This window comes from Paraburkholderia sp. A1RI_3L (assembly GCF_048957895.1).
In the GTDB taxonomy this organism is placed as follows: Bacteria; Pseudomonadota; Gammaproteobacteria; order Burkholderiales; family Burkholderiaceae; genus Paraburkholderia; species Paraburkholderia kururiensis.
In genome coordinates this window covers 25,658-46,670 of the sequence record NZ_JARCHA010000009.1, presented here as the reverse complement: position 1 = coordinate 46,670, position 21,013 = coordinate 25,658, and the positions used below count along the sequence as shown (strand labels likewise).

Sequence of the window (21,013 nt, the reverse complement as noted above, 5' to 3'; positions counted from 1 at the left end):
ATTTCGCCTGTAATGCGGGCGTAAGGCGCACGGCCACGCAGGCCCATACCTCGCCCCATGAACGACAGCACACAGGGCGGCATAGTTTAAGGGTTCCGCTCGCCTGTTGCACCGCGCCAGCACCGCCCGCCGACGGTCTTGCGGCATATTTCCGGCCATGTCGCGCGCGAAGCAAAGCGGGCGTGATGAGGTTAGAATGCGCGTTTGGCCCAGGTGTGCCGGCGTTCTGCCGGTTTTCAGAAACACCAATTAATATGATGGTCGCGGCGATAAAGCCGTTTAAGCCCGGTTCGAGCATGGCTCAGGCGTGGCTCAAACAGCTTCTTCGAAACCCGCGTCAGTCGGAGTTCGCCACCCTATGCGAGTCATCCTTGCCCAACCCCGCGGCTTTTGTGCGGGGGTCGTTCGCGCGATCGAAATTGTCGACCGCGCCCTGCAGAAACATGGCGCACCCGTCTACGTGCGTCACGAAATCGTCCACAACCGGCATGTGGTTGAAAATCTGCGCAACAAGGGCGCACGTTTCGTCGAGGAACTCGATGAGGTGCCGCACGGCGCCGTGGCCATTTTCAGCGCGCACGGCGTGGCAAAGAGCGTCGAGGTGGCCGCGCAAGAACGCGACCTCGACGTGCTGGACGCCACCTGCCCGCTCGTTACCAAGGTTCACGTGCAGGGCCGTCAGTATGTGGCAGCGGGACGCACGCTGATCCTGATCGGTCACGCGGGCCATCCCGAAGTGGAAGGCACGATCGGCCAGATTCCCGGCAAGGTGCTGCTCGTGCAGAGCGAAGCCGACGTCGCGAGGCTCGATCTGCCCCTCGACGCACCGCTTGCCTACGTCACGCAGACCACGCTTTCGGTGGACGACACGCGCGGCATCATCGATGCGCTGCTCAACCGCTTCAGCGACATCGTGGGCCCGGACACGCGCGACATCTGCTATGCCACGCAGAACCGTCAGGCCGCGGTGCGCGAACTCTCGACGCTAGTGGACGTGCTGCTCGTGGTGGGCGCAACGAACAGCTCGAACTCGAACCGGCTGCGCGAGATCGGCAGCGAAACGGGTGTGCCGAGCTACCTCGTCGCCGATGGCTCCGAAGTGCAGCCCGAATGGTTTGCGAATGCGCAGGCTGTGGGCATCACGGCAGGTGCATCGGCGCCGGAAGAAATGGTGGAAAACGTAATCGACGCGCTGCGCGCGTTGGGGCCTGTCGAGGTGTCGACGATGACGGGTCAGGAAGAAAAAGTCGAATTCAAGCTGCCGTCGAAGCTGCTGCAACCGCTCGCCGCGCGCGAAGTTTAAGGAGGACATCTCTTGTCTATTCCGCTGCTGCAACAAGTCCGCGTTGGCGCCTACATTGCGCGCCAGCATCTCCGGGGCAACAAGCGCTATCCGCTCGCGCTCATGCTCGAACCGCTGTTTCGCTGCAACCTTGCCTGCAACGGCTGCGGCAAGATCGACTATCCGGACCCCATCCTGAACCAGCGCCTCTCGCTCGAGGAATGTCTGCAAGCCGTGGACGAATGCGGCGCGCCGGTGGTGTCCATTGCAGGCGGCGAACCGCTGCTGCACAAGGAAATGCCGCAGATCGTGAAGGGCATCATCAGCCGCAAGAAGTTCGTGTACCTGTGCACGAACGCGCTGCTGATGGAAAAGAAGATGGACGACTATCAGCCGAGCCCGTATTTCGTGTGGTCGGTCCACCTGGACGGCGACAAGGACATGCACGATCACTCGGTGTCGCAGGAAGGCGTGTACGAGAAGGCCGTCGCCGCGATCCGCGAAGCGAAGCGCCGCGGCTTTCGCGTCAACATCAACTGCACGCTGTTCAACGACGCGATTCCTGAGCGCGTGGCTGAGTTCTTCGACACGCTCGGCCCCATCGGCGTGGACGGCATCACCGTCTCGCCGGGCTACGCCTACGAGCGCGCGCCGGACCAGCAGCACTTCCTGAACCGCGACAAGACCAAGCATCTGTTCCGCGAGATCTTCAAGCGCGGCAACAACGGCAAGAAGTGGTCGTTCAGCCAGTCGAGCCTGTTCCTCGATTTCCTCGCGGGCAACCAGACCTATCACTGCACGCCGTGGGGCAACCCGGCGCGCACGGTGTTCGGCTGGCAGCGTCCCTGCTATCTGGTGGGCGAAGGCTACGCGAAGACGTTCAAGGAGCTGATGGAAACCACCGAGTGGGAAAAGTACGGCACCGGCAACTACGAGAAGTGCGCGGACTGCATGGTGCATAGCGGCTTCGAAGCAACGGCGGTGATGGACACCGTCGCGCATCCGCTGAAGGCGCTCAAAGTGAGCCTCAAGGGCCCGAAGACGGAAGGTGCGTTCGCACGCGACATCCCGCTCGATCGCCAGCGTCCCGCTGAATACGTGTTCTCGCGGCACGTCGAAATCAAGCTCGAGGAAATCCAGCACGCTGCGCAAACGAAGAAGCCGGCGACGGTCGCTGCGCACTGAGTTCGCGCTTCACCGCGTTGGCGCGCGTTCCCGCGGGCGCTTTCGCTACCCGGATTGGCTGCTGAAGGGCGTAACGGCTCATGCCGTTACGCCCTTCCTGTTTTATGCGGATGGATTTATACGGCGCGGCGTGAATAACTCATACGCATTAGCGCACGCTGCCGGAACCGTTATTTCAGCGCGTCGGATCAGTATTCGCTCTCGTAGCAGTTGGTCGGTCTTTCCATACGCATTACAATTTGCTTTCTCTCGATTTGGAATAATCGTCTCGTTTGAGGTAATGCATCGCGTATTACCCGCCGAAACCCTGAACGTCATGACCATGCTGCTCGAACTGAATGCCGTAAGACTCGCCATTGGAACCAACTGCCCTGAGCACAGGAAATCGCGCCCTGATGCCAACGGCTTCAATCTCACGCTCGCACGCGGCGAGATTGGCTGCATCACGGGCGCACCCGGCGCCGCAAAGACGAGATTGCTGCGCGCTATCGCCGGCTTCGAGTCGCTCCACGGCGGCACTATCGCCATCAACGGCAACGCCGTCGCTTCGAAAAGCATGGCGCTTCCGCCGTACAGGCGCCGTATCGGCATGATGGTTCAGGACGACACCCTGTTTCCGGACCGCAGCGTCGCGCGGAACGTCGCGCTCGCGCTCGGCGCGCTGGGCGGCGACCAACAGGGACCGCGTGCGACGGAAGTGCTGGCCCAGGTGGGCATAGCGGACCTGGCCGAAGCGCTGCCCGAGACGCTCACGCCGGCCCAGGTGCAGCGTGTGCTGCTTGCGCGCGCCATGGCGCCGTCACCCGAACTGCTGCTGCTGGACGAACCGTTCGCGCCGCTCGACCTCGACGCCCGCGAGGCCTTCGCGCAAGACTTGCGGCGCATCCTCAAAGCCACCGGCCAGACCGCGCTGGTCGCCACGCGCGAGCCTATGCCGTCATTCGCTTTCGCCGACCGCGTCGGCGTCATGGCCGAAGGGCTCGTCGTGCGATGGGACTCGCTAGCCGGCGCAAATGGCCTGCAAGAGCGCGAATCGACGGGCTCCACTCACTAGTAAAACTGCTGCCCAGCCGTAGGCGCACGGCGGTGTAGTATTCGCTTTCCCCTTGCTACACGCGCGTGACAGCGTGAGGCCGCTACCGGATTCCCCGTAGCGGCCGCCGTGTTTTCCTACGATGAATCTGAAGACGAGGATCTTCCTGCTAGCCGTGGTGCCGTTTCTCGTGGCAATTGCGGGAATCGGCATTGGCGTGCGCCAGCAGGCGACCGCGCTCGCCCGCACGCAGCACGCCACCATGGAAGCGGCGTACCTCTCCAGCAAGGAAATCGAGCTCAAGCATTACGTCGACCTGGCCACCAGCGCTATTGCGCCGCTCTACGACAACGCGACGGACGACGCGCGCGACGACGCCACGCAGCGCGCCCGGGCGCTGGAGCGGCTCGAAAAGATGGACTTCGGCAAAGACGGCTACTTCTTCGTCTACGACATGCATGGCCGCTCCCTCATGCATCCGCGCGAACCCAATCTGGTGGGCCACGACCTCTGGGACCTGCGCGACCCCGGGGGCACGCTCACCATCCAGCGGCTCATCGCGGCCGCCTCCAGCGGTGGCGGCTATGTACGTTACATGTGGCACCGGCCGTCCACGGGCAAGCTCGCGCCGAAGCTGGGCTACGTCGTGCCGCTGCCGCGCTGGGGCTGGATGATCGGCACCGGCATCTATCTGGACGACGTGAACGCGACGCTTGCCGGCATCGACGAACACGCGTCGGCCAACATCGAACGCACGATGACGTGGATCGCTGGCATCGCGCTGGCGGGCGTGGCCGTAATCGCCATCTGCGCGCTGGTGCTGAACGTGAGCGAGTACCGCAGCGCGGACGCAAAGCTCAAGCGCCTCGCGCAGCAGGTGGTCGAGTCGCAGGAAAACGAGCGGGCGCGTCTTTCGCGCGAGCTGCACGACGGCATCAGCCAGATGATGGTGTCGGCGAAACTGCTGCTCGAATCGGCGCTCGCGCGGCTGGAACGCGGCGAGACACGCGTGCCCGCCGCCGAAACGGCGCTGGCCACGAGCCTCACGCGGCTCGGCGACACGCTGCGCGAAGTGCGCCGCATCTCGCACGCGCTGCGCCCCGCGATGCTCGACGACCTGGGCCTCGCCGCCGCGCTCGAACAGCTAAGCCGAGAGATGGGGGGAGAGACGGGCATCGAGATCGGTTTCACGCAGATCGCGCACACGCACGCGGCGGCCTTGCCCGACGCCGTGAACACGGTGCTCTTCCGGATCGCGCAGGAGGCGCTCACGAACATCGTGCGTCACGCCGAGGCGAAGCGCGCGGCGTTGACGCTGGACGTGGCATCGAGCGCCGTCACGCTGACGGTTGCCGACAACGGTCGAGGCTTCGACGTGGAGCGTGCGCTCGCCGACCCGCGCGCCGGCATCGGCCTGCGCAACATGCGCGAGCGGCTCGAAACGCTGGGCGGCACGCTCGCTATCGCTTCGCAGCCCGGCCACACGATCATCAGCGCGCGCGTGCCCGTGAGCGCCGCCGCTGAACAACGGTCCAGCGGACCTCTTGCGTCATCACAGCCGCCACGGCACACCAACAGCGAGCCCGCCGCGACGACCGCCACGGCTTATGCCGCATCACCGGCCACGAGCCTGCCTGTGCCGCCCTCCCGCACCGGGACTTCGACATGAACCACACCGCATCCCCCGCCCGCATCGTGCTCGTCGACGATCATCCGCTCGTGCGCGACGGCCTGCGCGCGCGGCTCGAAGCCGTGCCCAACCTGCAGGTGGCGGGCGAAGCCGGCAACGCCGACGAGGCGCTCGCGCTCGCCGGATCCATTGAACCGGACCTCGTGCTGATGGACGTGGGGATGAACGGCATGAACGGCATCGCGCTGGCCAGCCTGTTTCACGAGCGCTTTCCGGGCATCCGCGTGCTGATGCTTTCCATGCACGACAACATCGAATACGTAACGCAGGCGGTGCGCGCGGGCGCGGGCGGCTACGTGCTGAAGGATTCGCCGGCAACCGAGATCGTGCACGCCATCGAGGCCGTGCTCGCGGGGCAGACGTTCTTCAGCGCGGGCATCGCGAAGAAGATGATTCATGCGTCCGCCATGCAGACGCCGGTGGAACGGCTCACGCCGCGCGAGCGCGACATTCTGGATGCGCTCGCGCTTGGGCTGTCGAGCAAGCAGATCGCACAGCAGTGCGGCCTCTCGGTGCGCACGGTGGAAACGCACCGGCTCAACCTGAAACGCAAGCTGGATATCGAAGGCCAGGCCGAACTGATCAAGTTCGCCGTGGAGCACCGCCGCGGGGCTGACCGCAAGCGGTGACCCCGGGGCTCAGCCCGCCGTGCGGGCGTTGTGTTCGACCAGGAACTTGATGAGCCCTTCGATGCCGCCCTTGGCGATCTGATCGGCAAACTGCGTCTGATACACCTGGATCAGCCACGCGCCCATCATGTTGATGTCGTAAATCTTCCAGCCCGATGCCGTTTTTTCCAGGCGGTAGTCGATGGCGTCGTCGCCGCCGTTGCTGATTACGTGCGACTGCACGACGGTATCTTTGGACGCCGACGCCGTGCTGGAAGGCAGGAACTTGAACGTGACGTCCTGATTACGCAGCTGCGAGAGCGATTCCGCGTAGGTGCGCACGAGCAGCGTCTGGAATTGCTGGTACAGCTGTTGCTGCTGCTCAGGGGTTGCGGTCGCCCATGCCTTGCCGACCGCGATGCGCGCCGTGCGCTGGAAGTTCGTGTACGGCACGAAGTGCGTCTGCACCACCTGCGTGATCTTGCCCATGTCGCCGCCGCGCGCCTGCGGGTCGGCCTTCATCGCCGTCACGGTGCCTTCCACGGCGTTCTTCACCACGGCATCCGGCGTGGCCTGGGCAAAAGCCGAGGTGGAGACCACGAAAGCTGCCACAAAAGCTGACAAATAACGTTTCATTGCTGTTCCGGACTTAAAAAGAGGTGCGGATCGCGTCGACCGCGACCCGCAACGGGCCAGTATACCGAGTTTGGTCGAACCGCCCGGTGTGCCGCGCTGCCGCGCCCGCCGGAGCAGGGTCGGTATACTTGTGCGCTCTTTCCAGAAAACCCGCCATCGACAGGGCCCCCGCCTGTATATGCTGAAGCCATTTATCGTCCGCCTCGTCGCCTGGTCCGTACGCCGTCCGGCGTGGGTCATCGCCGTCTCCCTGCTACTCGCCGTGCTGAGCAGCGTCTACGTTGTCCAGCACTTCCGCATCAACACCGACGTCAGCCAGCTGATCGAAAACGATAAGGACTGGGCCGCGCTCGGCGACGCCATTGACCAGGCCTTCCCGCAACGCACCCAGACCGTGCTGGTCGTGGTGGAAGCGGACGCCCCCGAATTTGCCGACACCGCCGCCGACGAACTCGCGGCCAGCCTCAAGAAGGACACGAGCGAGTTCGGCTCGGTCACGCAGCCCGCAGGCGGTCCCTTTTTCCAGCACAACGGCCTCTTGTTCCTGTCGGTGAACGACGTGCTCAACACCACCGGCCAGCTCGTGCAGGCGCGTCCGCTGGTGAATGCCCTTGCGCAGGATCCGAGCCTGACCGGCCTTGCCGGCGTGCTCACGACGAGCCTGATGCTGCCGCTGCAGATCGGCCAGGTGAAGCTGCCCAACATGGCGCATCTGCTCGCGCAGAGCGCCGACGTGCTGGACCGCGTGCTGGCCGGCCAGCAGCCGGCGTTCTCGTGGCGCGGGCTCGTCGATAAAGACGCCGCCGCGAAGCCCGCTTACGCGTTCGTCACCGTGCAGCCCGTGCTCAACTACGCGAAGCTGCGCGCGGGCGCGAGCGCCTCGGCGGCCATTCGCGCCCAGGCCGCCGCGCTGCACCTCGACACACGCTACGGCGCGAAGGTGCGGCTCACGGGCGAACAGCCGCTCGCCGACGAGGAATTCGCCTCCGTCGAAGACGGCGCCGCGCTGAACGGCGCCATCACGCTGCTCGTGGTGCTCGGCATTCTGTGGCTCGCGCTGCGCTCGGGCCGCATGATCGTCGCGGTGCTCGTGACGCTCGCGATCGGCCTCACCGTGACGGCCGCGCTCGGGCTGATGATGGTGAGCGCGCTCAACATGATCTCCGTGGCGTTCATGGTGCTGTTCGTGGGGCTCGGGGTGGACTTCGGCGTGCAGTTCGGCGTGAAGTACCGCGAGGAGCGCTATCACGAAGACCGCATCGAGGCCGCGCTCGTCAACACCGGCCGCACCGTGGGCGTGCCGCTCACGCTCGCCGCCGTGGCTGTGGCCGAGAGCTTCTTTTCGTTCCTGCCCACGGCCTACCGTGGTGTATCCGAACTGGGCCGTATTGCGGGCGTCGGCATGTTCGTCGCCTATTTCGCCAGCATGACGCTGCTGCCGGCGCTCATCAAAATGCTCGCGCCGCCGGGCGAGGCCACGCCGCCGGGCTTCAAGCAACTTGCGCCCGTCGACGCGTTTCTGGACCGCCACCGCAAGCCGGTGCTGATCGGCACGCTCGTCGTGGTGGTGGGCGCTTCGCCGCTGCTCGCGCGTCTTCAGTTCGACTTCAATCCGCTGCACCTGAAAGATCCGCATACGGAGTCGATGGCCACGCTGCTCGCGCTGAAAAACTCGCCGGTCATCTCCGTCAACGACGTGAGCGTGCTGGGCGCGTCGCTCGCGGACGCGGACCGCATCGCGGCGCACCTCTCGAAACTGCCTCAGGTGGGCCGCACGACGACGCTCTCCAGCTTCATTCCCGGCGACCAGCAGCAGAAGATGATGCTGGTCGCGAGCGCCGCCCAGCAGCTTCTGCCCGCGCTCACGCAAGCACCGGCACCGGCCGCCACCGACGCCGTGCGCGTCGCGGCGCTCAAGCGCGCGGCAAACCAGCTGTCGCTCGCCGCCGACGAGCATCCGGGCGCGGGCGCCGCCGAAGCGAAGCACCTCTCGGCCACGCTGACGAAGCTCGCCAACGCAGACGCCGCCACGCGCGACCGCGCCGAAAAGGCCATTGCCGAGCCGCTGAGGCTCGCGCTCGGCCAGCTCGCCAACCTGCTGCAGCCCACCGAGATCACGCGCACCACGCTGCCGCCCGGCATCGTGCGCGACTGGGTGGCGCCGGACGGCCACGCGCTCGTGGACGTCGCGCCCAAAGTGCCGCCCGGCGTGGATCCGAACGACGACGTCATGCTGCGCAACTTCGCGCAAGCCGTGAAGGCCGCCGAGCCCGGCGCGATTGGCGGTCCGATCTCGATCCTCCATTCGGCCAACACCATCATCAAGGCGTTCCTGCAAGCCGCCGCGTGGGCTGTGCTCTCCATCACGGTCCTGCTGTGGCTCGCATTGCGGCGCTTCGCCGACGTGTTGCGCACGCTGATTCCGCTGCTGGTATCGGCCGTGGTGACGCTCGAGCTTTGCGTGGTTTTCGGCATGCCTCTCAACTTTGCGAATATCATCGCGCTTCCGCTGATGCTGGGCGTGGGCGTCGCCTTCAAGATCTACTTCGTGATGGCGTGGCGTTCCGGCCAGACGGGGCTGCTCCAATCGAGCCTCACGCACGCGGTGATGTTCAGCGCCGCCACCACGGCGACGGCGTTCGGCAGCCTGTGGCTTTCGCATCACCCCGGCACGTCGAGCATGGGACGGCTGCTCGCGCTTGCGCTCTTCTGCACGCTGATCGGCGCCGTGGTGTTCCAGCCGGTGCTGATGGGCAGGCCTCGCGTGGAGCGCGCGCGCAAAACAAAACAACTCCAGGGAATCGATCAATGAAGAAGCGAAACGCCGCACTGGTGCTTGCAGCCGTAGGCGCAACCGCCCTGACGGCAGGCTGCGCAACCGGCCCGGAGCGCAAACCCGGCGATCCGCTGGAGCCGATGAACCGCGCCATCTTCAAGTTCAACGACACGGTGGACCAGGCCATCGCCGTGCCCATCGCGAAGGGCTACCAGAAGGTAACGCCGCAGCCGTTTCGCACGGCGGTGAGCAACTTCTTCTCGAACCTCGGCGACATCAGCAACTTCGCCAACGACCTGCTGCAACTGAAGATCACGGACGCCACCGAAGACCTCATGCGCGTGGCGTTCAACTCCACCTTCGGCCTGGGCGGCCTGCTCGACTGGGCGACGCCGGCAGGACTGCCAAAGCACAAGCAGGACTTCGGGCTGACGCTCGGCCGCTGGGGCATTCCGTCGGGTCCGTACCTGGTGCTTCCCATCTTCGGTCCAAGCTCGTTCCGCGACAGCGTGGGCCTCGCCGTGGACGTGCGCTTCAATCCGATGAACTACATGGAGCCGGCGGTACGCAACCCGATGTATGGCGCGCAGTTCGTGAGCGTGCGCTCCGACCTGCTCGGCGCGTCGAACCTGCTGGAACAGGCCGCGCTCGACAAGTACTCGTTCGTGCGCGACGCCTATACGCAGCAGCGCAAGTCGCTGCTGAAGGGCTCGTCGGCGCCGCCTGCGCTGCCGGATTACGGCGACCCGGGCGCCTCGGATGATGGCGATACGGGTGCTGCTGCGGCTGGTGCGGGGAGTGCGGCTGGCGGTGCGGCTGATGTGAGTGCTGCTAGCGGTGCCGCGGCTGGCGGTACTGCGGCTAGTGGCGCGGCGGCGGAAAGCGCTCCAGCAGCAGGGGCAGCAGGCAACGCCGCGGCAGCGGGCGCCGCTGGCGCGCCCGGGGCAGGCGTGAGCGGCAAGGCCGGAACGGCGGCGCCGGCCAAGGCCGCGTCCGGGTCGAATGAGACTGCGGCTCCGGCTGCGGCCTCCGACGGCGCAGCGACACCCGCCAGCGCGCCGGCCGGGCAATAAAGGCACGGAGCGCGACGCGGGAAGCCCGGCCGGGAGTGCGGCCGACTGCAGCCGCTCCGGCTCCAGCCCTAGCGTCAGCGAATTCGCCGCGCGGCCGGGGCCGCGCGACGCAACAAAAAGCCCTGCAAGGCTTTATGTCTTGCAGGGCTTTGTCTTGTGTGCAACTTCAGGCGTCTTCGCCTTCACCTTCACCAAACCTCGGAACACCTCAGCGGAAAGAGCCTGCGCAAGCACCGGTCATCTTGCCCGCCGCCACGCGCCGTCAGTGCGCCGCTTCCTCTTGCGCTTCGTGCTCGTGATCCGCCTCTTCGCCGCCTTCCAGCAGCGCGCCGGGCGCCGACGCTACGGCACGAGCCGCAGCCTGCGTCCGCTCAAGCTGGCGAGCAAACGCTTCGTCGGCGTAGCGGATGCGATCGCGACCGTGCGGCGCCGGATTGCCCTGCTCGTCGAGATTCACGAACACCATCTTCTCGATGGTCAAGATGCTCTTGCGCGTGATCTTGTTGCGCACCTCACAGCGCAACGTGATGGACGTGCGGCCGAAGTGCGTCGCCGTCATGCCCAGTTCGATGATGTCGCCCTGGCGCGCCGAGCTGACGAAGTTGATTTCCGACATGAACTTCGTCACGACGCGTTGGTTGTCGAGCTGGCAAATCGCGTAAATCGCGGCTTCTTCGTCGATCCAGCGCAGCAGGCTGCCGCCGAACAGCGTGCCGTTCGGATTCAGGTCTTCGGGCTTGACCCATTTGCGGGTGTGGAAATTCATCATCTGGCATCCCTCGATCAGAGCGGTCCGGCCCCACATGCTCGGGGTCAAACTAGGTTAATGCTTAAATCATAACAGATATAAGGGTTTACCCTAGTCAATACAAGCCCACCCCGATCGTGTTGCGGTGAACCGTCCGTTGGGCCGTGCGAGGTTCGCCGCGCCCGTCTCTAGCGATGTAGCCGCAAACCCTTGAGCGCCTTGTCCACGCGTCCCTTCTCGCCGCGCACGGCGATGCCGACCAGCCGCAGTTCGTCCGTGGCTACCGCAGCCACGGCGGCGCGGTTGTCGTCGTCGTGGCCCGTGTCGAACAGGTCTTCCGTGAAGATGGACATGTCGAGTTCGCGTTCGGACACCCGGTTGAACGCGCGGCGCAGTTCTTCGTCGCCGGCGGCGTAGACGAGCACCGGCTGGCGGAACATCGGCAGATACGACTTGCCCGACCCGTCCACGTAGCGCGGCCCCACCACGCCTTCAACGGTCGCCGCAATGCCGCTCACGATGAACGCCGTGACGTTCAGCTTCTTCCAGACCGGCAGGTCGTCCCGGAGAATCACGGCAATCTTGGTATCGAAAATTACCCGCGCCGGCGCGGCCGGGTCCGCCGATGGGCTAACCGACGAAGCCGGAGCCGGAGCCGGAGCCGGAGCCGGAGCCGAAGCCGAAGTCGAAGTCGAAGCCGAAGTCGAAGTCGAAGCCGGATTAGCAGCCGTATCTTCGTTCGTCAGATCCATACGTCGTTCCTCGCCGTGCGTTCGTTGGTTTCGCGGCCGGTGTTGAGCACGCCGCGCGGCTCGATCACCATCATCTGGACCTCGCCCTCGGCGAACGGCTTGTGCTCCTTGCCCTTCGGCACCACGAACATCTCGCCCGCGCCGATGTGAACGCTGCCGTCGCGGAAATCGATGCGCAGCGTGCCGTCGATCACGATGAAGGTCTCGTCGGTATCGGGATGGTCGTGCCAGAGGAAATCGCCCTGAATCTTCACCAGCTTGAACTGGTAGTCGTTCATTTCGGCAACCACGCGCTGCTGCCACTGGTCATGGATAAGCGCGAGCTTGGCCGCCAGGTTGATCGGCGCGTAGGCCGCCTTGCCCGGGGCGTGGTGTTCGGTGGGTGTCATGTGCGTCTCCTTCGTCAGATGCGACGAAGGACGAGCGTAGACGGTGCGAGCGCAACGCGTCTTGAACGATTGTGCAAGCGAGCCGGTGAGGCCCGACGAAGCCGCCTGATCCGCTCGATCGGGCCCGCTTCAGGCCCGCTCAGCGCCCCATGCCGGCGAGCGTCTTCAGCCAGCGCGACGGCGACAGGCCATACGTCTTCGTGAAGTGGCGCGTCATGTGGCTCTGATCGGCGAAGCCGGCAGCGGCGGCCGCCTCGGCGAGCGGACGGCCCAGCAGCATCAGTTGCCGCACGCGGTCGAGCCGGCGCATCGTCAGATAGCGGTACGGGCTTGTGCCGAAGAATGCGCGGAAATCGCGCGACAGGCTCCAGCGATCGCGGCCCGTGGCGACGGCCAGATCATCGAGACTCACGGCGCAGTCGAGCGCATCGTGCAGATATTCGCGAGCCCGCCGCGCCGCGTGGTAATCCGCCGTCTGGCGCAGGCGGCGCGCGCCTGAAACGGCGTCGAGCGCCAGTGCCAGATCGAGAATCGCGTCGTCGCGCTCGAGCGGATCGAGCGGGTAATCCATGCCGCGCAGGAGCACGTTGGTGGCTGCATACAGACGCGGGTCGTCGGAAATGCCGCCCTCCACGAACGGCAGGGGCCGGCCGCCTAGCGCCTGCTGAAACAGCGCCGGCTCGACGTAGACCATGCGATAGCGGAAGCCGTGCTCGGAGCCGGCCTCGCCGTCGTGCGGCTCGTCGGGGTGAATCACGATCGTGCGGCCCGGCTGGCTGTGCACGAAATGGCGCCGATAGTGGAACGACTGGACGCCCGACAGCGTGCGGCCGATCGCGTAGGTATCGTGCCGGTGCATGTCGTAGGCGTGCGCGTGAAAAAAGGCTTCGATGCGTTCGATGTCGCCCTGGTGCGCACGGTGGATCCAGTCGGTATGAGGCCGCTGCGGCTGCACTCGCGGCTCGGCACGCGCCTCGGTCCCGACTGCGATTTCGGCCCCTTCTCCTGCTGCCTTCATCCGATTCCCCTTCGCTTCGCTCCACGCCTCTGCGAAACAAGCCTTGCCGCGGCATCCGCGCCGCCAGGCGACGGCGAAAAGCGATGATATAGCGGGCCGGTCAGGCGCGTGCGCGGCACATGGGGCGTCCTGGCGTGGGTCGCCTTACAAGGGTCGCCCTGCCGCGGGTCGCCCTACGCGGGCCGCCCTGCGCGGGCCGCCACAAACGCGCTATCTGCGTCGATGGCGCGGTACAGCTGACCGGCAAGACGCGTTCACCATTCGCTGTCCCGCGTGCCGTCAGCGGACGCTACCCACCGAAACCGGCCGCAGCGCCCGAGCACGTTCGAGCACCTGCCGCGCCCGCACGAGAGAGACACGTGCCGCGCGGGCGTCGGCGGCCACCTGCAGAAGCGGGCCGAGTTGTGCCGGCCGCCGCGCCAGTTCGCGCAGCACGGGCAGCACCGCCGTGCTGCCGTCGTCGCGCAACCCCGCCATGGCGGCGGGCGGCAGCGAGCGCCACGCCGGGTCCACCACCGCGCGGCACACCGCGAACGGCACGCCCTGCGCCGCCGCAATGGCGCCTGCGATGTGCGATTCCATATCCACCGCGAGCGCGCCCGTGGACCGGTAGAGCGCCTGCTTGTCCGCTGCCGTCGTGAGCGGCGCCGACACGGCCGCCTGGATGCCGCGCCGCAAGCGCGCTGCCAGCGGCGAGCCCGCCAGCGCCGCCGCGAGCCGCTGGGTCCACGCGGTGTCGGTCATCACGCGGCCGAGCGGGCCGTCCACGGCATCCGCCACGACGATCGTGCCGGGCGTGAGTTCGGGCGCGAGCCCACCCGCCGTGCCGAAACTCAGAATGCCTGCGCAGCCGCGCTGCACCGCATCGCGCAGCGCGCGTTCGAGCAGATCGGCGCGCGCCGCGTAGACCGCCTCCACGCCCTCTCCCCGCGCGATCTGCGCTTCGAACGCCATGCCGGCCACCACGATGACGGGCAGACCCGCCGACTCTTGGGGCGCGGCAACCGTTGGTGCGCGCATCGGCGTCACATTCCAACCGCGACGCGAGCAACGCCGTCGCGCTTGAGATTGCGATAGCGGGCAAGCGCCCACAGCGGGAAGAACTTCCGATAGCCGTGGTAGCGCAGATAGAACACGCGCGGGAAGCCGGTCGCCGTGAAACGCGTTTCGTCCCACAGCCCGTGTTCCTGCTGGTTCGCCTGAAGGTACGCGATGCCGCGCGCAACGGCGGGATGGTCCACCGCGCCCGCGGCCATCAGGCCCAGCACCGCCCAGGCGGTCTGCGAGGCCGTGCTCGGTGCGCGTTCGTAGCCGCGATAGTCGAGTTTGTAGCTCTCGCCGCCCTCGCCCCAGCCGCCGTCGTCGTTCTGGATCGAGACAAGCCACTGCACGGCGCGCGTCATGTGCGGGTCGCTGTGCGACAGGCCGGCCGCGTTCAGCGCGCACAGCGCCGTCCACGTGCCGTAGATGTAGTTCATGCCCCAGCGGCCGTACCAGCTGCCGTCCGACTCCTGCTCTTTCAGCAGATAGTCGTAGGCGCGACGCGACGGCTCGCTCGTGCCCGGCATCTCGCCCAGCTGCGCGAGCATCGAAAGGCAGCGACCGGACACGTCCGCAGTGGGCGGATCGAGCAGCGCGCCGTGGTCGGAGAACGGAATGTTGTTGAGGTAGTACTGCGTGTTCTCAGGCTCGAACGCACCCCAGCCGCCGTCGCTGCTCTGCATGCCGACAATCCATTCGCGCGCGCGCGCAATGGCTTGGCTATCGACGTCCGACTGCGTGAGTCCCGCCGCGCGATGCATGGCCATCACCACCACGGCGGTGTCGTCCACGTCGGGGTAATACGCGTTCGCGTACTGGAACGCCCAGCCGCCGGGCCGCACGTCGGGACGGCGCGAGATCCAGTCGCCGCGCAGGTCGAGCTCCTGCAGCGGGCGCAGCCATTCCAGACCGCGCAATGCCGCTTGCCGGGCCTGCGCATCGCCAGTCTCCAGCAGCGCGTGCGCCACGAGCGACGTGTCCCACACCGGCGAGAGACACGGCTGGCAATACGCCTCGTCGTCTTCCTCGTGAATGACGAGCAGCTTGTCGATGGAGCGGCGGGCAATCGCGCGGTTCGGATGATCCGCGGGATAGCCGAGCACGTCGTACATCATCACGGCGTTGGCCATGGCGGGGAAGATCGCGCCGAGGCCGTCTTCACCGTTCAGGCGCTCGTCGACGAAGGCGACGGCGGCGTCGATGGCGCGCTGGCGCAGATAGCCCGGAAAGAGCGGATCGACGGTGCGCAGAATGCCGTCCACGGCGCGGAAGAACGCGAACCAGCCTTCGTTCTGATGCGGCGCGCGCGGCAACAGGCCCGTGGTGACGGCCGCGCCGCGGAACAGTTCGTCGATACGCACGCCGCGCGGATTACGCGCGCGCGGCCGCTTCGCGTTGAGCACGAGCAGCGGCACGATGACCGTGCGCGCCCAGTACGACACCTTCGAAAGATGGAACGGAAACCACTTGGGCAGCAGCGTGATCTCGACCGGCATCATCGGCACCGCGTACCAGGTGATGACGCCGTAGAGCGCGAGCAGGATGCGCGTGAACACGTTCACGGCTTCCGCGCCGCCCGCCGCCAGAATCGCGTTGCGCGCGCGGACCATGTGCTCGGCGTCTTCGGCGTCGCCGATCATCTTCAGCGCGAAGTACGCCTTCACGCTGGCGCTCACGTCCATCGCGCCGTCGGTGAAAAGCGGCCAGCCGCCATCGGCCAGCTGGATGCGGCGCAGGTAGCGGCCGATCTTGCGCTCCAGTTCGACGTCGGCCGTCTCGCCCAGGTAGTGCACGAGCAGCACGTATTCGGCGGGGATCGTGGCGTCGGCTTCGAGTTCGTAGACCCAGTGGCCGTCGGGCTTCTGTGCGGCAAGGATCGCGTCGGTGGCGCGCGCCACGCTCGCATCGAGCGACGCCAGCGCGGGCGCGTGGGCTTCAGGCGGCAGCGCGCGGGCGTCGTTCACCGCGTCGTTCGCTGCTTCATTTGCAGCGTCACCTGCCGGCAAGGTCGCGGCATCCGCCGCGGAGTCGTCCATTGGCAGGGCTTGGGTCAAATCGTTCATCGGCGCTCCATCGGTGCAATCGGTACGTCAAGCAGGAGGTCCGCGGCCTTCTGGCCCGAGCGGATCGCTCCTTCAATCGTTGGGGGCAGACCGGTGGCCGTCCAGTCGCCCGCCAGCATCAGGTTGTTCCAGCGTGTGCGCGTGCCGGGCCGGCGCGTCTCTTCTTCCGGCCGGGCGGCAAATGTGGCGCGGGCTTCCGTCACGATCTGCCAGGCTGGCATCGGCTCCACGGGCAGCGACGCGGCCTGCGCGACGTCGGCCCAGATTGCTCTCGCCAGCGCCTCGCGCGGCATCGCGAGCAGGCGGTCCGCAGCGTAGACGGTCGCGGAGAGCCGGCCGTCGGAGGCCACCATCCATTGCGCCGTGCCGTTCAGCAGACTCGTGGCCGCGGGCGTGCCGAACGGCGGCTCCACCGCGAAATGCGCGCTCACCACGGCGCTGGACCGCTGCGGCGTCTGAATGCCGGGCACCAGCGCGCGAGCCGCATCCGGCGAGACGGCGAGGATGGCGGCATCCGTTTCGCCGAGCGAGATGATCTCCTCGCCGAAATTCAGCGCGCTCACGCGCGCGGCAGCCATGCCGCTTGCCGTCGCCGGGCGGTCGTCGAATGCCATCGACTGCAGCCGCGAGCCGAGCCGGATCACTGCGCCGCCGTGCTGCAAGAGCCGCAGCGCCGGATCGACGAACGCGCTCGCCAGTCCGTCGCGCGCCACGAGTGGCCGGCACGCGTCGCCGCCTGCCGCGAAGGTTTCCCGCACGAGTGCGCCTGCGAGTTGCGCGGTCGCGTCGCGCGGCTCGGTATTGAGCATGGCGAACAGCAGCGGCTCGACGAGGCGCGTCCAGAAGGCGCCGTCGCAGCGCAGCGTCTGCGCCACCGTGCGGCCCGGCTTCGCCAGCAGCAGCGGCACGAACCGCACGAAATCCAGCGGGCGCGCGCCGGGCACGCGCGCCTCGGCATTGAAGATCCAGCGCGCCAGCCAGCCCGACGAAAACTGCGCCGTCCAGCGTGTGCGTGCGGCAAGATCCACGAACGCGAATTCAGGACGGTGCGGCCCTTCCAGTTCGTCGCTCGAGCCGATCACGCGCGCGTAGTTGAGCGTGGCGTGATGGCCGGACAGCACGATGTGGTTGCCGTTGTCGATGGTGGCGCCGAGCGCTTCGTCGTAGTAAGAGCGGCAACGCCCGCCCGCCTGCGCCGCCGCTTCGTGCAGCACCACCCGCGCGCCACGCCGCTGCAACTGGACCGCAGCGGCCAGACCGGCCAGGCCCGCGCCGATCACGTGGACAAGCCTCGGCATCAGAACAATGCGTAGCGCGCCACGATCCACAGGAGCCGCGCGCGCGGCTTCCTGACCCGCGTGCGCGGAATGTCGAAGCCGCGATCCAGCGTGCGGTCCAGCAGGCAACGGTAGACGCCCGACATGATGCGCGGCGCCTTTACCTGGGCGCGCGGCGCGGTGTCCATGATCGCGTCGGCGGCGGCAAAGTGCTCTTTGGCGCGCTCGGCGAGCGTCATGCAGACGCGCGGCAGCGAGGGGTCGTCCGCGATGGCGGCCGGGCTGCTCACCGCAATGCCTTCGCGCGCGAGCAATTCGCGCGGCAGATAGCAGCGGTGAATGGCGGCATCTTCGTCGATGTCGCGCAGGATGTTCGTGAGTTGCAGCGCGCGGCCAAGATGATGCGCGAGCTGCCGCCCAGGCTCTTCCTCCATCCCGAAAATCCTCACCGACAGGCGGCCGGCGGCGCTCGCGACGCGATCGCAGTAGAGGTCGAGCGTGGCTTCGTCGGGAGCGCAGATGTCGGCGGCGGCGTCCATGGCCATGCCGTCGATCATCGCGTGAAAGTCTTCGCGCTTGAGCCCGAAGGTGTGGATATGCCGCGTGAGCGCGGCGAGCGAAGCGCGCGGCGTGCCGGCGTAGCAGGCGTCGATGTCGGCGCGCCACGCTTCGAGTGCGGCTGCGCGTTCGGCGCGCGGGCGCTCGCTGTCGGCGATGTCATCAACGGCGCGGCAGAACGCGTAGACCTGGTACATGGCATCGCGCTGTGCCGCCGGCAGGATGCGCATTGCCAGATAGAACGAGCTGCCGGACGACATGGCAGCGGCATCGGTTGCTGTATCGTCCACGACGAGATTGGAAACGGCCAAGACGATCTCCGCTGGGGCGCCCGCGAGGGGCGGTCAGGAATTCGGGCCCGCAGCACAGCGATCGTGGAGCGGGTCGCCCGCGCGCGCGGACACGCGCGAGGCACCGGCAGCCAGGCCGGAAACGGGCCAAAGTATAACAACCTTTAACGGGCATCGCGGGCCGCTGGGCGGACGGGTCCGGGGACGGATCGTGAAATGCCGTCGTGAAGCCGGTCGCCAAATCGCGCCTCGGCGTCGTTCCGCGCGCTCGCGGCACACTCGAGCAACGCCTAGGTGAATGCGACCGACCGGTTGCGGCCTTGCCGTTTCGCGCTGTAGAGCGCGGCGTCCGCTTCGTTGATGAGCGCCTCATAGGCCGACACACCGCTGCGCGCGGCCGCGCCGCCCACGCTCGCCGTCACGGGCACCGGGTCGCCCTGCACGTCCACGGGCGTATCGCAGATCGTCTGACGGATCTTTTCGGCCACGCGCATGGCATCTTCCAGCGGCGTGCACGGCAGCAGCAGCGCGAATTCCTCGCCGCCAAAGCGCCCGAACGTGTCCTGCACGCGCACGACGCCCGCCACGCGCTGCGCCATCACGCGCAGCACGGTGTCGCCCACCATATGGCCGAACTGGTCGTTGATCTTCTTGAAGTGGTCCAGATCGAACAGCAGCACCGAAAGGTCGCCGCCGTAACGCTGCCAGCGCGAGAACTCGTCGCGCAGACGCATTTCGAAGCAGCGCCGGTTGGCAATGCCGGTCAGCCCGTCGCGGTCCGCGTATTCCTGGAGCTTGGCGACGGCTTCCTCGCGTTCGCGCTGCACGATGCTCACGTGCGTCACGTCGGAGACGGTCACGCAAACGGCCACTACCTCGCGCTCGCGCATGAGCGGCATGAACGTGCAGTCCTGCTGCATGTAGTCCACGCCGCCCGTGATGGGCCGGTCATGGTCGAACTTGAAAAGATAAGGCCGCTGCTCCCAGGAGCTGAACGCGAAGCTGCCCAGCTGGAAGACGCTTTCCACCTTGCGCGTAAGCCATACGCGGGGCAGTTCGGGAAAGCTCGAAAAAATCGAGCGGCCAATCACCTGCTCGGGCCGCAGGCCGCTGTGGTCCTGCATGAACCGGTTCCACATCAGCACGTTCATGTCGCGGTCGAGCACGAAAATGCCGAATCCGACCCGCTCTACGACGAGGTCGGACAAAGACGGCGTGACTACAGGCGTATTCATAAGCTGGAAAGCAGGGCATCGAGCGCTTCGCTCATGTGGCGAATCGATTCCTCGGCCATCAGCATGACGAGATGCGCGCGGAAGCGCTGGTCTTCGAGCGCGAAGTTGACCTCGATGAGCAGCGCCACTTCCCACGCCAGCACGTTCGGCTGGAAGACTTCTTCGAGCGAGATCGCCTCGCCGAGCAGCCCAGGCGGCGAAAACACGGGCTGACGCCCGAGCTGGTCGAGGATCGACGACACGCACGCACCCGTCAGCACGTTGGCCACGTCGAACACCAGTTCTTCTTCGCTCGTTGCTTCGTAGGCGGACTTGGCGTACGGGTCCTGAACCAGCGAGCACAGGTCGCTCACCTCGCCGCTGCGGCAGATCACGAGCGCCTCGCCGCGAATCTCCGAGCGGAAGCCCTGGCGCACCGCCGTTACCGCATCTTCTATACCCGTCATCTCGCGCAGCGCCTCGGCCGCTTCGCTCACGTCGACCACGCGCACGCGCGGCACTGAAAGCTCGATGAACGTGTCGAGCAGCACCGCGAGCCGGGTCGCGGCCTGCCCCATCGCCAGATTGGCGACCTCCTGCAGCGCGTCGCGCTGGTCTTCGGTGAGGACTGGCTCAGGCATACAACCCGTACTCCTTCAGGATCGGCAACAGCGCTTCGGGCGTGACCGGCTTCGCAACGAACGCGGCCGCGCCGAGCGTGCGCACGCGCTCCTGGGCCATCGGCTGGACGTCGGCGGACACGACAATCACAAACGTATTCAGATCCTCGTGCTGAAGCGCCTCCAGAACCTGATAGCCCGTCATGTCCGGCATCGTGAGGTCCAGAAACATCACCGACGCCTTGCCCGCGCGGTACGCCGCAAGCGCCTCGCGACCATTTGACGCATAGGTGATGTCCACATCCCAGTCCTCCGGCAAGGCCTTGGTGAGCACCTTGCGGGCAAGCAGCGAATCGTCGGCGATCACGATGGGGAGGGACATGGCGGACTTGAATGCAAATGCGGAATGAGTTCGGGCGAGTTAACGGCGACTAACGGCCGTTCTTTAGTCGCCACGCATAGGTACACGGCTGGGGAAAGGTGGCTGCAAGGCCCGCGGACGCATCGCGCAGGCTGCACGCACGCCGCGACGCCAGGTGGGACACGGCCCACGGTTCGCAGCTTGCGAATCCGCAATGGAAGACGACGCCCTGCATGTTCGAATGCCAACCCCGTAAGGAACCTGTACGCGAACGGCTGCGGCGTATCACGAGGCGCCGCGCCGGAATGTCCGCGTCTGCCTTGCCTTCCCGTGCTGGTGCGGGTGGTTTTGGGCTGGCCCTCGCGGCATCTTGCGTCCAGACGTTGTGGACGCGTTCGT

General features: G+C 66.7%; 19 protein-coding genes. 7 read left to right on the top strand and 12 right to left on the bottom strand.

Features of this window, described 5'->3' with window-relative positions:
* Window positions 1-358: 358 nt before the first annotated feature.
* From ispH to PXJ20_RS22430, 5 genes are all read left to right on the top strand, one after another.
* Window positions 359-1,303 (top strand): 4-hydroxy-3-methylbut-2-enyl diphosphate reductase, encoded by a 945-nt coding sequence (gene ispH, locus PXJ20_RS22450; RefSeq protein ID WP_126875500.1) that lies wholly within the window; start codon window positions 359-361, stop codon window positions 1,301-1,303.
* A 12-nt stretch (window positions 1,304-1,315) separates the two neighbouring features.
* Complete coding sequence (gene hpnH / locus PXJ20_RS22445) at window positions 1,316-2,467, top strand: adenosyl-hopene transferase HpnH (RefSeq protein ID WP_421031583.1); 1,152 nt, start codon at window positions 1,316-1,318, stop codon at window positions 2,465-2,467.
* A 316-nt stretch (window positions 2,468-2,783) separates the two neighbouring features.
* The gene (locus PXJ20_RS22440; protein ID WP_421031582.1) at window positions 2,784-3,521 is read left to right on the top strand and encodes an ABC transporter ATP-binding protein; all 738 of its coding nucleotides are present in this window, start codon (window positions 2,784-2,786) and stop codon (window positions 3,519-3,521) included.
* Window positions 3,522-3,642: 121 nt separating this feature from the next.
* Complete coding sequence (locus PXJ20_RS22435) at window positions 3,643-5,169, top strand: cache domain-containing protein (RefSeq protein ID WP_421031581.1); 1,527 nt, start codon at window positions 3,643-3,645, stop codon at window positions 5,167-5,169.
* Window positions 5,166-5,819: a response regulator gene (locus tag PXJ20_RS22430; protein WP_126875504.1), complete on the top strand. Its 654-nt coding sequence runs from the start codon at window positions 5,166-5,168 to the stop codon at window positions 5,817-5,819. The genes PXJ20_RS22435 and PXJ20_RS22430 overlap by 4 nt, the downstream gene beginning before the upstream one ends.
* 9 nt (window positions 5,820-5,828) lie before the next feature.
* Here PXJ20_RS22430 and PXJ20_RS22425 read toward each other — a convergent pair whose 3' ends face one another.
* Window positions 5,829-6,434 carry an MlaC/ttg2D family ABC transporter substrate-binding protein gene (locus PXJ20_RS22425; RefSeq protein WP_026121297.1) on the bottom strand — a complete coding sequence of 202 codons (606 nt, stop codon included), beginning with the start codon at window positions 6,432-6,434 and terminating at the stop codon, window positions 5,829-5,831.
* Window positions 6,435-6,612: 178 nt separating this feature from the next.
* Between PXJ20_RS22425 and PXJ20_RS22420 the strand changes: the two genes are divergently transcribed.
* Window positions 6,613-9,246: an MMPL family transporter gene (locus tag PXJ20_RS22420; protein WP_421031580.1), complete on the top strand. Its 2,634-nt coding sequence runs from the start codon at window positions 6,613-6,615 to the stop codon at window positions 9,244-9,246.
* A complete protein-coding gene (locus tag PXJ20_RS22415) occupies window positions 9,243-10,283 on the top strand; it encodes a VacJ family lipoprotein (RefSeq protein ID WP_421031579.1) in 1,041 nt (346 codons plus the stop codon). Before PXJ20_RS22420 ends, PXJ20_RS22415 begins: the two co-directional genes overlap by 4 nt.
* A gap of 262 nt (window positions 10,284-10,545) precedes the next feature.
* Here PXJ20_RS22415 and PXJ20_RS22410 read toward each other — a convergent pair whose 3' ends face one another.
* From PXJ20_RS22410 to PXJ20_RS22360, 11 genes are all read right to left on the bottom strand, one after another.
* Window positions 10,546-11,049: an acyl-CoA thioesterase gene (locus PXJ20_RS22410; protein ID WP_413215860.1), complete on the bottom strand. Its 504-nt coding sequence runs from the start codon at window positions 11,047-11,049 to the stop codon at window positions 10,546-10,548.
* A gap of 170 nt (window positions 11,050-11,219) precedes the next feature.
* The gene (locus tag PXJ20_RS22405) at window positions 11,220-11,783 is read right to left on the bottom strand and encodes a DUF2000 family protein (protein WP_421057439.1); all 564 of its coding nucleotides are present in this window, start codon (window positions 11,781-11,783) and stop codon (window positions 11,220-11,222) included.
* Window positions 11,774-12,172 carry a cupin domain-containing protein gene (locus PXJ20_RS22400; protein ID WP_421031577.1) on the bottom strand — a complete coding sequence of 133 codons (399 nt, stop codon included), beginning with the start codon at window positions 12,170-12,172 and terminating at the stop codon, window positions 11,774-11,776. Before PXJ20_RS22400 ends, PXJ20_RS22405 begins: the two co-directional genes overlap by 10 nt.
* Before the next feature lie 139 nt (window positions 12,173-12,311).
* Entirely contained in the window at window positions 12,312-13,190 is an 879-nt protein-coding gene (locus tag PXJ20_RS22395; protein WP_205702991.1) for an AraC family transcriptional regulator, read from the bottom strand.
* A gap of 279 nt (window positions 13,191-13,469) precedes the next feature.
* Window positions 13,470-14,210 carry a phosphorylase gene (locus PXJ20_RS22390; RefSeq protein WP_421031576.1) on the bottom strand — a complete coding sequence of 247 codons (741 nt, stop codon included), beginning with the start codon at window positions 14,208-14,210 and terminating at the stop codon, window positions 13,470-13,472.
* A gap of 5 nt (window positions 14,211-14,215) precedes the next feature.
* Window positions 14,216-16,294, bottom strand: a complete 2,079-nt coding sequence (gene shc, locus PXJ20_RS22385) for a squalene--hopene cyclase (protein WP_421031575.1) — start codon at window positions 16,292-16,294, stop codon at window positions 14,216-14,218.
* On the bottom strand, window positions 16,291-17,592 hold the full coding sequence (hpnE, locus tag PXJ20_RS22380; RefSeq protein ID WP_421031574.1) for a hydroxysqualene dehydroxylase HpnE: 1,302 nt from the start codon (window positions 17,590-17,592) through the stop codon (window positions 16,291-16,293). The genes shc and hpnE overlap by 4 nt, the downstream gene beginning before the upstream one ends.
* Window positions 17,592-18,440, bottom strand: a complete 849-nt coding sequence (gene hpnD, locus PXJ20_RS22375; RefSeq protein WP_017774123.1) for a presqualene diphosphate synthase HpnD — start codon at window positions 18,438-18,440, stop codon at window positions 17,592-17,594. The genes hpnE and hpnD overlap by 1 nt, the downstream gene beginning before the upstream one ends.
* 269 nt (window positions 18,441-18,709) lie before the next feature.
* Window positions 18,710-19,654 (bottom strand): sensor domain-containing diguanylate cyclase, encoded by a 945-nt coding sequence (locus PXJ20_RS22370; RefSeq protein ID WP_017774124.1) that lies wholly within the window; start codon window positions 19,652-19,654, stop codon window positions 18,710-18,712.
* Window positions 19,651-20,274, bottom strand: coding sequence for a chemotaxis protein CheC (locus PXJ20_RS22365; RefSeq protein ID WP_017774125.1), 624 nt, complete (start codon window positions 20,272-20,274; stop codon window positions 19,651-19,653). The genes PXJ20_RS22370 and PXJ20_RS22365 overlap by 4 nt, the downstream gene beginning before the upstream one ends.
* Window positions 20,267-20,635 (bottom strand): response regulator, encoded by a 369-nt coding sequence (locus tag PXJ20_RS22360; protein ID WP_017774126.1) that lies wholly within the window; start codon window positions 20,633-20,635, stop codon window positions 20,267-20,269. Before PXJ20_RS22360 ends, PXJ20_RS22365 begins: the two co-directional genes overlap by 8 nt.
* Between the last annotated feature and the right edge of the window lie 378 nt (window positions 20,636-21,013).